This window comes from Fulvivirga sp. (assembly GCF_040218215.1).
Lineage (GTDB): Bacteria > Bacteroidota > Bacteroidia > Cytophagales > Cyclobacteriaceae > Fulvivirga.
In genome coordinates, this window is the sequence record NZ_JAVJQL010000023.1 from 19,275 (window position 1) to 33,120 (window position 13,846).

Below are 13,846 nucleotides of genomic sequence, written 5' to 3' on the forward strand. Positions count from 1 at the left end.
AGTCCATTTATGAATTAACTTTACCCTCTTGAAATACAGAAGGATTGGGATTAATTTGATAGGATGGATTATTTAGATAGCCTTAACGAACCTCAGCGAGAAGGCGTTGTCAATACCGAAGGCCCCACCATGCTTATTGCCGGTGCGGGATCAGGAAAAACAAGAGTACTTACTTTCAGAATTGCCTATTTGATACAACAAAAAGGTGTTGATCCATTCAACATTTTGGCACTTACATTTACCAATAAGGCCGCCAAAGAAATGCGTGATAGAATTGAAAGTGTAGTTGGTTCAGACGCTCGTAATTTATGGATGGGAACCTTCCACTCAGTATTTGCCCGAATCTTAAGAGCTGAAGCTGATAAAATAGGCTACCCAAGCAACTTTACTATCTATGATGCTGATGATTCAAAATCACTCATCAAAACAATAGTTAAAGAACTTAACCTTGACGACAAGGTCTACAAGGCTAATGTTGTTTTCAATAGAATTTCTGGAGCTAAAAACAGGCTGATTTCATGGCGCGAGTATAACAACAACCCAATCTATCTGGCTGACGATGAAAGCAATATGAAGCCAGAGTTGGGCAAGATTTATCAGATTTATTGTCAGCGGTGCTTCAAAGCCGGGGCTATGGATTTTGATGATTTATTGTTCAATACCAATGTTCTTTTTAAGGAGCATACTGATGTATTGAACAAATATCAACAGCGCTTTCAATATGTGATGGTTGATGAGTTTCAGGATACAAACATCTCACAGTATTTAATCACAAAAAGACTGGCCGCTGTACGCCAAAATATTTGTGTGGTAGGTGACGATGCTCAAAGTATTTATGCCTTCCGTGGTGCCGACATTCAGAATATCCTGAATTTTGAAAAAGACTACCCTGACTTACGAATAATCAAATTAGAACAGAATTACCGCTCTACCCAGACCATAGTTAAGGCTGCTAATTCGGTTATCTTCAAAAACAAGGCGCAACTTAAAAAGAACGTCTGGACCGATAATGATGAAGGAAACCTTATCGAACTACTTCGTGCCAATTCAGACAATGAAGAAGGCAAACTTGTGGCCTCCTCTATTTTTGAAGAAAAAATGCAGCATCAATTAAAAAATAGTGATGTTGCTATCCTATATAGAACTAACAGCCAGTCCAGGGCTATAGAAGAGGCACTGCGAAGGATGAACATTAAATATAAGATTGTTGGTGGTCTTTCTTTCTATGCCAGAAAAGAAATCAAGGACTTAATGGCCTACATGAGGTACGCGCTCAACACCAACGATGAGCAATCTTTAAGAAGGATCATTAATTACCCTAAAAGGGGAATTGGTGATGCCTCAGTAGATAAAATTGTTGTTGCTGCCAACGACCAGGGACTTGACCTTTGGGTTGTTCTTGAGAATATCAATTCGTTCCTGCCAGGTAGGGCCGCCAATGCCATTGAAGATTTCGTCAGCCTAATAAAAGGTTTCCAAATTGATATAGAAAAAAAGGACGCTTACACAGCTGCCAGTGAGATAGCCAAACGCTCTGGCTTAATGAAAGACCTTTATGAAGACAAAACTGTTGAAGGGTTAAATAGATACGAGAACGTACAGGAATTGCTTAATGCTGTCAAAGAATTTGTAGATGATCCTGAAAAAGAAGACAAATCTTTAGGTTCGTTTTTGCAGGAAGTAGCACTATTGACAGGCGTAGATAATGACAAAGATGAAGACAACGATAAGGTTACTTTAATGACCATTCACATGGCCAAAGGCCTTGAGTTTAAAAATGTCTACATCGTAGGAATGGAAGAAGATTTGTTCCCTTCGCAAATGATGCTCAGCAGCCGTGCTGATCTGGAGGAAGAACGAAGATTATTCTATGTAGCAATCACCAGAGCAGAAACCAAGCTATTTCTCACCTATGCATTGAGCAGATATCGCTTTGGGAGGCTTAAAAATTGTGAACCTAGTAGGTTTATTGACGAAATTGATCCTAATTACATAAAAGTTAACGAGCGCGCAAAAGTGACCGAATCGGTTAACACTGCAGGTTATGCCAAGAGCTTTGTTAGTGGTATGAAAAAGACCACAGCTTCTCAAGTTGTAAAGTCCAAATCTAACTACAAACCTCCTGCAGACTTTCAACCAAGTGATACTTCAGGTCTCGAAAAAGGAATGAAGGTAGAACATCCTAAATTTGGATACGGCATGGTTGAAGCCATAGATGAATCTGGTGCAAACCGCAAAGCCAAGGTCAATTTTGATGACTTTGGTGAAAAAACATTATTACTTAGTTTTGCTAAACTTAAAATACACCCGAATTAAGGGTTAAACACACCTATGAATAATATTAAAACTCTGGAGTACAATACCAATCAGGAGCCAATTATACTTAAAGAGTACGGCCGAAATGTACAAATGCTCGTTGAATATTTGAGATCAATACCTGATGTTGAAAAAAGAACTGAACAAGCCCACACACTAATTGAATTGATGAAACAGGTCATGCCTTCTCTTAAAGAGGCTAATGAGACCAACCAAAAACTTTGGGACGACCTTTACATTATGGCTGGCTTTGATATAGAATTGAATGGGCCTTATCCTAAGCCTGAGCCTGAGGTTTTAACCAAAAAACCCGAACGTGTTCCTTACACTACCAACAGAATAAAATATAAGCACTACGGAAGAAACTTAGAGCTACTGGTATTAGAAGCTATCAAAAAAGAAGACCCTCAAGAACGGGAAGATGCTATTATTTACATAGGTAAATTGATGAAAAGCTTCTATGGAAGTTGGAACAAAGAGGTAATTGATGATGCTGTTATCCTTGAAAACATGCAGACCATTTCTGGTGGCAAGCTAAACATAGATTTGGAAAAGGTTAGAGAAGACAATTTGTTTGAAAGGCTTTACAAACCTAAGCGCAAACCTAATCGCGAAAATGAAGAAAGGGATGTTAGGGGCAGAAACAATAATAGAAATCGTAAAGGAGGCCAAAGACAACAGCGCAGAAGAAATTAAATGAGTTCATTCAAGATTCAAGGAGGCACCAAGCTTAAAGGCGAAATAACTCCTCAAGGTGCAAAAAACGAAGCATTACAAATTATAGCAGCAGTACTTTTAAGTGCTGAACCTATAACAATCAATAAAATTCCTAATATCAGAGATGTCAATAAGCTCATTGAGCTAGTTGGTGATCTTGGAGCAAAGGTTGAAAAGCTTGGCCCTGAAAGTTATAGGTTCACTGCCAAAGACCTTGATGTTGATTTTCTTGAAACTGATGAATTCAAGACCAAGGCCGCTTCACTTAGAGGATCAATAATGATCCTGGGGCCACTATTGGCCAGATATGGTTATGCAAAAATACCAAGACCTGGTGGTGATAAAATAGGGAGAAGAAGACTTGATACCCACTTCCTTGGATTTGAGGCCCTGGGTGCCAAATTCAACTACTCGGCCAAAGACGGTTTTTATAAAATAGATGCTTCTGATCTTAATGGTAAATACATTCATCTTGATGAAGCTTCTGTAACAGGTACGGCTAACATACTTATGGCGGCAGTATTGGCTAAAGGAACCACTACCATTTACAATGCAGCTTGCGAGCCTTACATTCAACAGCTTTGTAAAATGCTCAACAGCATGGGAGCTAAAATTTCAGGCATTAGCTCTAACCTTCTTACCATTGAAGGGGTTGAAGAACTTCATGGCACTGAGCATACCATGCTTCCCGACATGATTGAGGTAGGTAGTTTTATAGGACTTGCAGCAATGACCCAATCTGAAATTACAATTAAAGATGCTGGTGTAAAACACTTGGGGCTTATCCCCGGAATTTTTCAAAAACTCGGAATAAAACTCGAAATCAAAGGAGATGATATCTATATCCCTGCTCAGTCAAGATATGAGATTGATACTTTTATTGATGGGTCAATAATGACGGTTGCTGATGCCCCGTGGCCTGGATTTACTCCTGATTTATTAAGCATTGTACTGGTAACGGCCATTCAGGCAAAGGGCACGGTGCTGGTTCACCAAAAGATGTTTGAAAGCAGGCTCTTCTTTGTAGATAAACTGATAGATATGGGTGCTCAGATCATTCTTTGTGATCCGCATAGGGCTACCGTTATTGGCCTTGACAGAAAGCAACCCCTGAAAGGAATAAAAATGTCTTCTCCTGATATCAGGGCTGGGGTCTCATTGCTAATTGCTGCACTATCTGCAGAAGGTGAGAGCATCATCTCCAATGTAGAGCAGATAGATAGAGGCTACCAAAATATTGATTCACGATTAACTGCATTAGGTGCTAAAATCGAAAGATTAGAACAATAGGTTTTATCTTTTGTTTTCAAGCTGATTTAATTTATCTTTTACATTCAACTTTAAATCAACTTAAACATGGAAATTTTGGAAAAAGGCTCAGACTACATGATGACCTATGCCATTGAATATGGTATTCCGTTAATGAAAGGCTTAATCACATTAATCATTGGTTTATGGGTAATTAAAGCAATCAGAAGATGGGTTAGAAAAGGATTTGCTAAAAGCAACATTGATGCTTCACTGCAACCATTCCTGATTAGCTTAATATACAATACCTTACTGGTGCTTTTAATACTTACTGTGCTAAGTACTTTAGGCATCCAAATGACCTCTTTTGTAGCTATTATAGGTGCTGCTGGTTTAGCTATTGGTTTGTCCCTGCAAGGTACTCTTCAAAATTTTGCCGGAGGTGTGATTATATTAATTATGAGACCCTTTAAAGTTGGTGACTTTATTGAAGGTGGCGGACACACAGGCACGATTAAGGAGATACAGATTTTTAACACTATTTTGGCCACTCCTGATAATAAGAGAATTATAATACCTAACGGTGGCCTGTCCAATAGCTCCATTACCAACTATTCTGCTGAAGATAAAAGAAGGGTTGATATGGTATTTGGTATTGGCTATGGTGACGATATAAAGAAAGCAAAGGATATCCTTATCAAACTTGTAGAGCAAGATCAGAGAGTTTTAAAGGAACCAGCCTACAGAGTTGACGTAGCCAGCCTTGGTGATAGTTCTGTAAATTTTAATGTGAGACCATGGGTGGCCACAGCCGACTATTGGGATCTGTATTGGGATTTTCAGGAGAAGGTTAAACTTACTTTTGATAAAGAAGGTATCTCTATCCCATTTCCACAAAGAGATGTACACATTTACAACGAGAAGTAAATATTAATATTTTTTTACAGAAAAGCCGTTTCGATATAACTTCGAAACGGCTTTTTTATTTACGAATGTTTAATTTACGGTATGAAAAGAAAATACCTGCTTACCGGAATATCCTTTGCATTCCTGATTATAGTTACTCTTATTTCATTTAATCAGCTTTCTACACCGGCACCTGCGCTACCTGGCTATACACCTGACAGCTACTCAGCATACCGCGCACTTGAGCATCTCAAATTTATTGCAAAAGAACCGCATAGTGAGAATACTACTGGCCATAAGCATGTAAGAAATTACATTTACGATCAGTGTAAAAAGCTGGGTCTGGAAACCAAAGTACTATCTCAAACCGGGCTTAGAAGTTGGGGCAGAAGAGGTGTAAGGGCAGGCAAAGCCATGAACGTTTTGGCAAAACTAAAAGGAACAGACAATACAAAAGCTTTGCTGGTGATGGGGCATTATGACTCTCAACCCAACACCCCAGGAGCTTCAGATGATGGTGCCTCAATAGCCTCGATGCTGGAAACCATGGAACTGCTTACTAAGCAAGGCCCTTTAAAAAATGACATCTACTTCCTAATGACCGATCTGGAAGAGGTTGGACTGTTGGGCGCTGAAGCCTTTGTCCACTCCTATCCGGAATTAGATGATATCGGAATGCTGATCAATTTTGACGCAAGAGGCAATACAGGCATCAACTTCACTTTTGAAACCACTTCAGAAAACGGCTGGATCATCAGGGAATTTTCAAAAGCCGCTGATAAACCCATGGCCAATGCACTTGCTTATGAGATCTATAAACTTATGCCTAACGGAAGTGACTTTACAGAATTTAAAGACACGAGCATCAGTGGTTTGAATAGCGCATTCATTGAAGGATATGCCTACTACCATAGCCCTGCCGACACATGGCAAAATATTGATCTTAGTACACTCCAACATCAGGGTGATTTAATGTGGCAAATGGTCAATCACTTTGGTAATGCAGACTTAACCAATACGAAAAAAGAAGATGCTATCTTCTTCAGCATACTTGGTCAGCTTATTATTTATCCTGCAAGTCTGGATTGGCCTTTGATAATTGTAGCTATCATACTTTTTGCAATGACTCTGATGTTCTTGAAAAAGAACGGCTCGGTTCAATTAATCGGTTCGTTAAAAGGGCTTGGGCTTTATCTTCTTATAATACTTTTTAGCCTTGGGTTGGTGTGGGCATTCAATGCGCTAATTCTCTGGATGAATCCTAATTACAGCAGCTTTTACGGCAATAATTTCTACAATTCCAACATCTACATCTGGACGGTAATAGGAGCATGTTTAATGGCTCTCGGGGTTTTCTCAAAGTTCGTATTCCAAAAAATATCCACTTTCGAGTTTCTACTTGGAGCCCTATTTATTCAAATCATTCTAATCGTTGTACTTAAGATTTTTGTTCCTACCGGAGCTTTTATACTTTATGTGCCACTAATTGTCAACAGCATTATCATCCTGCTTTCATGTTTGAAACAAAAAGCAGAAGACTCAAATGCACCGTTTTTAATCATTGTTTTGCCATTATTGCTCTGGGTGCCCTTTGTTTACTTTCTATTTGTGGTTTTTAGTTTTTCAATACCATACGCATGTGCATTTTTTGTATTAATACTTATTCCATATTTAGTGCCTTTAATGAAATGCTGGGCTCAACTTAACGCTTATTCAATCCTGATTTTGGGGGTATCCATGGTAGCATTGTCATTGGCCATAGGGCAACTTACCTCCTCTCCTTCTGATGAGTACCCCCAACAGACATCTTTATTTTATGGTTTGGATTTAGATAAAAATCAAGCATTCTGGTTTTCACGGCAAGAAAATAAAGATGAGTTTGTTTCTAAGTTTATAAGCAGTGACGAACAAGGAGATATTAATGAAATTTATCCGGTAGCAACAGCGAAATACTGGAAGGAAAAGGCTCCTGCCATAATACCTAAGACCGGTCATATTGAAGTAATCTCAGACACTACTATCAATGATATCAGAAATTTAGAATTAAGAATTACACCCGGCAAAGGTGTAACTTCTTTTGAATTAATTTTAGAAGAAGGTAGCATCTCAAAGGTTGACAACAGGGAGGTGAAAAGTGATAGTAGTTTCTATCTTAACTACTTTGGCCCACAATCCACTGGTTGCTCTATAATAGTAAAAACTAGTGCAGACAAATTAAGCGCCACATTTATTGAATCAAAAATGGAGATAGATAAAGGCTTATTCATCCATGATCTGCCATCAGATTACATCTTTGCTCCAGGTTATATGAGTAACAATATGCTGATCAAACAAACCATAGTACTGTAAATAAAAAATGAAGGATATATCAATCACATGTATGAGAAACTCCGTTATAAGGCTCATTATATTATCAAACTATTAAAATATGGATTTAGAAGCTCTGCGTTACCCAGTTGGGAAATACCACTATCCTGAAAAAGTTGATGGTCAACTTAAAAACGAATGGATTAATGACATAATTACCTTTCCAGAAAACCTTGCGGCAGCTGTTAAAGGCTTGAGCAAAGAACAGTTGGAATGGGTTTACAGGCCAGAGGGTTGGACCATCAGACAAGTTGTTCACCATTGTGCTGACAGTCACTTAAATGCAATTATCAGATTCAAGTTGGCACTAACAGAAGACAACCCAACCATCAAGCCCTACCTTGAGCATCTGTGGGCTAATCTTGCCGACTATCATAATGATATTGAGGATTCTCTTCAGCTGCTGACAGCACTTCATAAAAAATGGGGAACTATTATCACCAACCTAACAGATTCTGAATTAGCCCGAACCTACATTCACCCAGAGCATGGCAAAACTTTTAATCTGAAATTTACAATCGGAATGTATGCATGGCATTGCAGGCACCACTATGCCCACATACTGCAAGCCATAGAGCATAAAGGAACTTTCAATTAATATTTTCTCATGAACACTACGAGAAGGATAGGTTTAATCTTATTGCTGATATTTTTACTGCCAGCACTGTTCTTCTCTGCCTATGAAATAACCACCCTTAATCGTGACGAGGCGGCTATAAAGGAGATTTACGAGAAACAGCTGGAGGCCATACTTTTCTCTGCTAATCAGTATTCTGATGACATTCTGAATAGCTGGATTTCCAAGATTGAAAAAGGCCTGATTGCTGACGATAAAGAGCAGGGCGATGCCACAATAAAAGACCTTTTGGTTTTAAATGAGTCCATCATCTCACTATTTACTTACGATACCTTAAAAAAGGAGGCTAACTGGTTAATCCCTGTCGATGAAGATTCTGTTGAACTAAAAGCCGATATGGTCTTTGGTGAACAGCAGCCATTAATCAGGCAACTAATGATCTTTGAGAAAAGTGGATTTCAGAAAGTTGAAGCCATTAGATTAAATACAATTGACGATTATACTGCCCTTATTTTTAAGCCTAGAAACCAGCCCAATATTCCGGTAATTGTAGGCCTGGTGATCGATCCTGCATTTTTTATAGAAGACATATTGGGGCCGAAGCTTCAGCAAATAGCGCAAGATAAATTTGCCATTTCTGCCGGCAGAGCGGATGTTGGCCGTGTAGTTTACGCCACCTACGACTCATCAACCCAGGCTAATATTCAGGAAATGATGATCAAGGATTTGTGGCTATTACCCAATTATTATCTTGGTATAGGCACAAGAGGCACCTCTATTGAAAGCATCATAAAAGAAAGGACAACCACTAACCTGTACCTGATCCTATCTTTAGATGTTATATTGATCCTTGGTGTGGTGCTGGTGTTTAGAAATGTTAAAAAGGAAGTTCAGTTAGCACAAAATAAATCTGAGTTCATCTCAAATGTATCGCATGAGATAAGAACACCCCTGGCACTTATCAGCATGTTTGCCGAAACGCTGGAAATGGGGCGCGTGCCGAGTGAAGAAAAGAAAAATGAATATTATTCCATCATTAGTAAAGAGACACAGCGGCTAACCAATATTGTAAACAAAATCCTCAATTTCAGTCAAATGGATGCCAGTAAAAAAGAACTGGTGTTTAAACCATTGAACCTATCTGAGTTGGTTGGGGAAGTACTGACCACCTATGAGTTTCATTTGCAGCAACAAGGCTTTCAACTGACAACTAATCTTGAGGATAATATAATTATCAATGGGGATAAAGAAGCTATGATGGAAGTGATGATAAACCTTATCGACAATGCCATAAAATATAGTGAGTCAGAAAAGCAAATTGAAGTCAGGGTCTCTAAAGCTCATAATCATGCTTTGCTCTCGGTAAAAGATTCTGGCATTGGAATCCCAAAAAGTATTCAAAAGCAGATTTTCGAAAAGTTCTATCGGGCACCAACGGGGGACCTGGCCAAAAAACAGGGCACTGGACTTGGGTTGGCACTGGTGAAACAAATTGTTGACCTTCATCGTGGGAAGATAGAAGTGCAAAGTGATGAGGGCAAAGGTTCTACATTTATTATTCAATTACCTGTATCTTAGACTACTATGGCAAACATCCTGATTGTAGAAGACGAACCAGCAATGCAGCTGGGACTTAAAGACAACTTGCAGTTTGAGGGTTATAATGTAACTATAGCTTCTGATGGTCAAACAGGGCTTGACAAAATTCTAACAAACCAATTTGACCTCGTGCTATTAGATGTGATGCTTCCAAATATGAGCGGATTTGATGTTTGCAAGAATGCCCGATCCAAAGGAATAGACACACCTATTATACTATTGACTGCTCGTGGCGAGGAGATAGATAAAGTACTGGGACTTGAGCTGGGGGCAGATGATTATATGACCAAACCATTTAGCGTCAGGGAATTGTTGGCAAGAATAAAGGCAAATCTTAGAAGAACGGGAGCATTATCAAAAAAGGATGAAGTTATTAACCTGGGCAAGCTTACCATTCAATTTGATGCCTATAGTGTGAGTTCAACAGATGATGATGACATCAAGTTGTCGCACAAAGAATTTGAGATTCTTAAATACCTGTATGAAAATAAGAACAAAGTAGTTTCCCGGTATGACCTTTTAGAAAAAATCTGGGGCTATGATGAGCAGCCTACCACTAGGACGGTAGATAATTTTATAGCCCGACTACGCCAAAAAATTGAAGATGATCACAATCATCCCACGGTTATTCTTACCGTTCATGGCATCGGATACAAGCTATTAACCTGATTATTACACACTTTACATGACTTGTTACAATTTGTTACAAACCTTTACCAAGGTGTGACATCATTGACATGCCTCCTCCCGTTTTTTGCATTGTAATCGATAATTAAAAACACAAAACAACAACGTCATGAAAACTCAAAAAACAATTTTAGCAACATTGGCACTCGTATTGGCCAGCACTTTCTCATTTGCTCAAACCATTAACAACAATTCAGAGGTTAGGGTATTACCACATCACGAAAGCGGACTTTTACGTCTTCTTTACAGCGGGGAAAATCAGGAAATGGTAACAGTGAAATTTTACAGTGGTAATGCCCTCCTTTTTAAAGACAAGGTTCAGGCCGACAAATACGAGAAAGGGTTCATCAAACATTATGATCTTCGTAAATTAGGCACCGGTGATTTTAAGGTAGTGGTGGAAACATCAGGAAAGTCTACAGGTTATGCTTTCAGCATTGACAGGGAAAACAAAATCTGGGCAGAATACTGGAACCAATACACTTCTGACACTAGCAGAATTGCCAAACTTGAAAAAGAAGATAAAGCAACACTTGCAAGCGGTAACTAATATTTTGTTTGACCCTTTCAACCTTAAACTAAAACACACTTGAGAAAACCATTTTTAATTATATACCTAATGGTTATGTTTTCGCAACTCTCCAATGGCCAGTTGATTGACCTCAACGGCTATTGGAAGTTTGCGATTGGTGACCAACGCAACTGGTCCAACAGAAATTTTGATGATAGCAAATGGGACGAGATCAGAGTTCCAAGACCATGGGAAGATCAGGGCTATCATGGGTTTGATGGTTTTGCATGGTACCGAACAAAATTTGATGGCACCAAGCTTGATAAAGACCAGAGCTTCTACCTGAACCTGGGCTATATAGATGATGTGGACGAGGTATATATTAATGGTGAACTGATTGGCTTTTCAGGCGCTATGCCTCCCCAATTCAAAACTGCCTTCAACTCCGAGCGAAAGTACGTTATCCCTAAATATTTGATAGATTATAATGGCTCCAACACCATAGCAGTTCGTGTTTATGATGTTACTCAGGCCGGGGGTATTATTGATGGTGATGTTGGTATCTACTCTGTTTCCTCAGTTACCCCTATGTATTTAGACCTCAGAGGAGTTTGGGATTTTGCCATTAGCAGAAACGGCAGCAAGCCCTCTGCTGATACCGAATGGGATCGCATTTTAGTCCCATCACACTGGGAAGCCCAGGGCTACAGACGGTATGATGGCTATGCATGGTATAGGAAGACCTTTACGCTCACCAAAGAAATGTATGAAGATGAGCTGGTACTAATACTTGGCAAAATTGATGACTTCGATGAAGTGTACATAAACGGTAAGCTGGCGGGTCAAACAAGAGACAACAGACGTGTGGGATCAAGTACCTCTTACTCAAAATACCGGATTTATTATATTCCAAAAGTGCTGCTAAAACCAACCGGACAAAATCTAATTGAAGTGCTGGTGGAAGATATAGGTATAGACGGGGGAATATATTCAGGACCCATAGGAATAACCACTAAAAAATCATTTGATAAAATGTCCAATCAGTTCGATTGGTAACCTTTTTTGAAAATCTGAGTAAAACAGAGCTTAAAGCTTATTAATTTTACTTTTCTCAATATAGATTTTCATGAATCAGGTTGCGTTACAAAAAGTTGTAGTTGCTGTCTTACCATTCGAAGACCTTACAGAGAAAGGAGATCTTAACTACTTTCTTCAAGGTCTTGTAGATGATTTAATTGTTGATCTCTCAAGGTTCAACTCCCTTAATGTTATCTCTCAACATACCACTTCACAGCTGGATATTGACAGAAATTATGAACAGGTCAAATTACTTGGCATCGACTATCTGATTAAAGGAAGCTTTCGCTCCTTCAACGATAAAATCAGGTTCAATATCCAATTGATCAATGCTTTAGATAGAGGAGTTGTATTTGCTGGCAAACATGAGGAAACCTTCGAGAGCCTTTACGAGCTTTATGATAATATTGCCCAGCAAATCGTAAGTGTGATTGAGCAACAAATAAATATTAATCTTCTTCAGGTTGCCTCAAAAAAACCTACCTCAAAACTAGAAGTATATGACCTTTGGCTAAAGGGCATGAGTGAGGTAAAGAAGGGAGGTATTAAAAATGACCTGAAGGCCCGTGAATATTTCAATTTGGCAATAGAAAGAGACCCGACTTATGCCAGGGCTTATACCGGTCTTTCCCTATCCCACTTCAATGAATGGAGCTGTCAGCTATGGTCGAGATGGCAGGTGAGTCAGGATGGGTCGCATGATTATGCATTGAAAGCTGTAGAACTTGATGAAAATGACTATATCGCCCTCACTGTTTTGGGCAGGACTTATTTATATCTTGGTGAGTATGAAAAGGCGGAATACTGTCTTGAAAAGGCATATCAAATTAACCCCAATGATGCCGATAATATTGCACTGATCACTACAAACCTGGTTTTTGCTGGGAATCTGGAACAGGCAGAAAAACTGTACCTCAAAGCCATAGCACTAAACCCATTAAATCCGGAAGATTATATACCAGTTGGCACTGCATTATATCTGGAAATGAGGCAGTATAAAAAAGCAATTGATCTAGCCCTGGCCTTAAAGTATGAAGCTGTCTGGGTTGATTTTCCTGTATACATAGGAGCGGCATATTATCATCTTCATGATCTGGAAAATGCTGAAAAGTGCTGGCGTCAGTACCTGGAAAGGTTTGAGAACAAGATCAACAGTAACAGCAAGGATGTGGAGCTGGATGCCACTTCATGGGTTCTGGAGGTTAACCCTTTCAAAAAACGCTCACCACTCCATTCATTTATAGAGTACATTGGTAAAAGGCCGGTTTCTAAGATTTCAAACGAGCAGGAAGAAGCTACGGGCAATTCTTTTATCTCAAACAAAAATGTATGGGAGATCAGCTATCAAAATAAAAAACTGATTATCCCGACTATCAAAGGTCTGAATGATATCGCAAAACTGGTATCTAACCCGGAAAGCCCGATAAGCAGTATGGATTTGATGGGAGCTCAGGTAAACGAAAAAGGCATTGATGTTATTGACCAACGCGCCAAAGCGGAATACCAGCAGCGCCTGATCACCATACAAAACCAGATTGAGGGAGCAAAAGAGGCTTTTGATAATGCATTATTGGCCAATCTTGAAGATGAATACGATAGCCTCCTTGAGTATCTTTCAGGCGCCATGGGACTGAACGGTAAATCAAGAAAAGCCGGAAGTAGTAATGAGAAGATTAGATCAGCTGTGACGTGGAGAATCAGAAGTGCCATAAAAAAAATAAATGAGGGGCACCCCGAACTGGCGCGTCATCTTTCAAATTCAATAAAAACGGGTACAGATTGTATTTATCAGCCCGAAGAAAAAGTGCAGTGGCTGGTAGTTGATTAATTGCAAACTTCCA

The 13,846-nt window shown here is 39.2% G+C and carries 11 protein-coding genes; all 11 read left to right on the plus strand.

From position 1 onward, the window contains the following. Nucleotides 1–63: 63 nt before the first annotated feature. The 11 genes from RIB54_RS15900 (at nucleotide 64) to RIB54_RS15950 (ending at nucleotide 13,833) form a co-directional block, all read left to right on the plus strand. Nucleotides 64–2,316 carry an ATP-dependent helicase gene (locus tag RIB54_RS15900; protein WP_350101803.1) on the plus strand — a complete coding sequence of 751 codons (2,253 nt, stop codon included), beginning with the start codon at nucleotides 64–66 and terminating at the stop codon, nucleotides 2,314–2,316. 15 nt (nucleotides 2,317–2,331) lie between these two features. Then, the gene (locus RIB54_RS15905; RefSeq protein ID WP_350070625.1) at nucleotides 2,332–3,012 is read left to right on the plus strand and encodes a DUF4290 domain-containing protein; all 681 of its coding nucleotides are present in this window, start codon (nucleotides 2,332–2,334) and stop codon (nucleotides 3,010–3,012) included. After that, nucleotides 3,013–4,323 carry a UDP-N-acetylglucosamine 1-carboxyvinyltransferase gene (gene murA / locus RIB54_RS15910; protein WP_350101804.1) on the plus strand — a complete coding sequence of 437 codons (1,311 nt, stop codon included), beginning with the start codon at nucleotides 3,013–3,015 and terminating at the stop codon, nucleotides 4,321–4,323. Nucleotides 4,324–4,389: 66 nt separating this feature from the next. Further along, the gene (locus tag RIB54_RS15915; protein ID WP_350070631.1) at nucleotides 4,390–5,208 is read left to right on the plus strand and encodes a mechanosensitive ion channel family protein; all 819 of its coding nucleotides are present in this window, start codon (nucleotides 4,390–4,392) and stop codon (nucleotides 5,206–5,208) included. A gap of 81 nt (nucleotides 5,209–5,289) precedes the next feature. After that, the gene (locus RIB54_RS15920; protein ID WP_350101805.1) at nucleotides 5,290–7,536 is read left to right on the plus strand and encodes a M28 family peptidase; all 2,247 of its coding nucleotides are present in this window, start codon (nucleotides 5,290–5,292) and stop codon (nucleotides 7,534–7,536) included. A 79-nt stretch (nucleotides 7,537–7,615) separates the two neighbouring features. Continuing rightward, on the plus strand, nucleotides 7,616–8,152 hold the full coding sequence (locus RIB54_RS15925; RefSeq protein ID WP_350101806.1) for a YfiT family bacillithiol transferase: 537 nt from the start codon (nucleotides 7,616–7,618) through the stop codon (nucleotides 8,150–8,152). Between the two features lie 9 nt (nucleotides 8,153–8,161). Beyond that, nucleotides 8,162–9,709 carry a sensor histidine kinase gene (locus RIB54_RS15930; RefSeq protein WP_350101807.1) on the plus strand — a complete coding sequence of 516 codons (1,548 nt, stop codon included), beginning with the start codon at nucleotides 8,162–8,164 and terminating at the stop codon, nucleotides 9,707–9,709. Between the two features lie 6 nt (nucleotides 9,710–9,715). After that, entirely contained in the window at nucleotides 9,716–10,399 is a 684-nt protein-coding gene (locus RIB54_RS15935; RefSeq protein ID WP_350070642.1) for a response regulator transcription factor, read from the plus strand. Nucleotides 10,400–10,526: 127 nt separating this feature from the next. Beyond that, the gene (locus RIB54_RS15940; protein WP_350101808.1) at nucleotides 10,527–10,967 is read left to right on the plus strand and encodes a hypothetical protein; all 441 of its coding nucleotides are present in this window, start codon (nucleotides 10,527–10,529) and stop codon (nucleotides 10,965–10,967) included. A gap of 75 nt (nucleotides 10,968–11,042) precedes the next feature. Continuing rightward, nucleotides 11,043–11,984 carry a beta galactosidase jelly roll domain-containing protein gene (locus tag RIB54_RS15945; RefSeq protein ID WP_350101809.1) on the plus strand — a complete coding sequence of 314 codons (942 nt, stop codon included), beginning with the start codon at nucleotides 11,043–11,045 and terminating at the stop codon, nucleotides 11,982–11,984. A gap of 70 nt (nucleotides 11,985–12,054) precedes the next feature. Further along, nucleotides 12,055–13,833: a tetratricopeptide repeat protein gene (locus RIB54_RS15950; RefSeq protein ID WP_350101810.1), complete on the plus strand. Its 1,779-nt coding sequence runs from the start codon at nucleotides 12,055–12,057 to the stop codon at nucleotides 13,831–13,833. The last annotated feature ends 13 nt before the right edge of the window (nucleotides 13,834–13,846 follow it).

Excerpts from the sequence above, each read along its gene's own strand:
- RIB54_RS15935 (WP_350070642.1), top strand. The coding sequence starts at position 9,716 with ATGGCAAACATCCTGATTGTAGAAGACGAACCAGCAATGCAGCTGGGA.
- RIB54_RS15925 (WP_350101806.1), top strand. The coding sequence starts at position 7,616 with ATGGATTTAGAAGCTCTGCGTTACCCAGTTGGGAAATACCACTATCCT.
- RIB54_RS15930 (WP_350101807.1), top strand. The coding sequence starts at position 8,162 with ATGAACACTACGAGAAGGATAGGTTTAATCTTATTGCTGATATTTTTA.
- RIB54_RS15945 (WP_350101809.1), top strand. The coding sequence starts at position 11,043 with ATGTTTTCGCAACTCTCCAATGGCCAGTTGATTGACCTCAACGGCTAT.
- RIB54_RS15920 (WP_350101805.1), top strand. The coding sequence starts at position 5,290 with ATGAAAAGAAAATACCTGCTTACCGGAATATCCTTTGCATTCCTGATT.
- RIB54_RS15900 (WP_350101803.1), top strand. The coding sequence starts at position 64 with ATGGATTATTTAGATAGCCTTAACGAACCTCAGCGAGAAGGCGTTGTC.
- RIB54_RS15905 (WP_350070625.1), top strand. The coding sequence starts at position 2,332 with ATGAATAATATTAAAACTCTGGAGTACAATACCAATCAGGAGCCAATT.
- RIB54_RS15940 (WP_350101808.1), top strand. The coding sequence starts at position 10,527 with ATGAAAACTCAAAAAACAATTTTAGCAACATTGGCACTCGTATTGGCC.
- murA (WP_350101804.1), top strand. The coding sequence starts at position 3,013 with ATGAGTTCATTCAAGATTCAAGGAGGCACCAAGCTTAAAGGCGAAATA.
- RIB54_RS15950 (WP_350101810.1), top strand. The coding sequence starts at position 12,055 with ATGAATCAGGTTGCGTTACAAAAAGTTGTAGTTGCTGTCTTACCATTC.
- RIB54_RS15915 (WP_350070631.1), top strand. The coding sequence starts at position 4,390 with ATGGAAATTTTGGAAAAAGGCTCAGACTACATGATGACCTATGCCATT.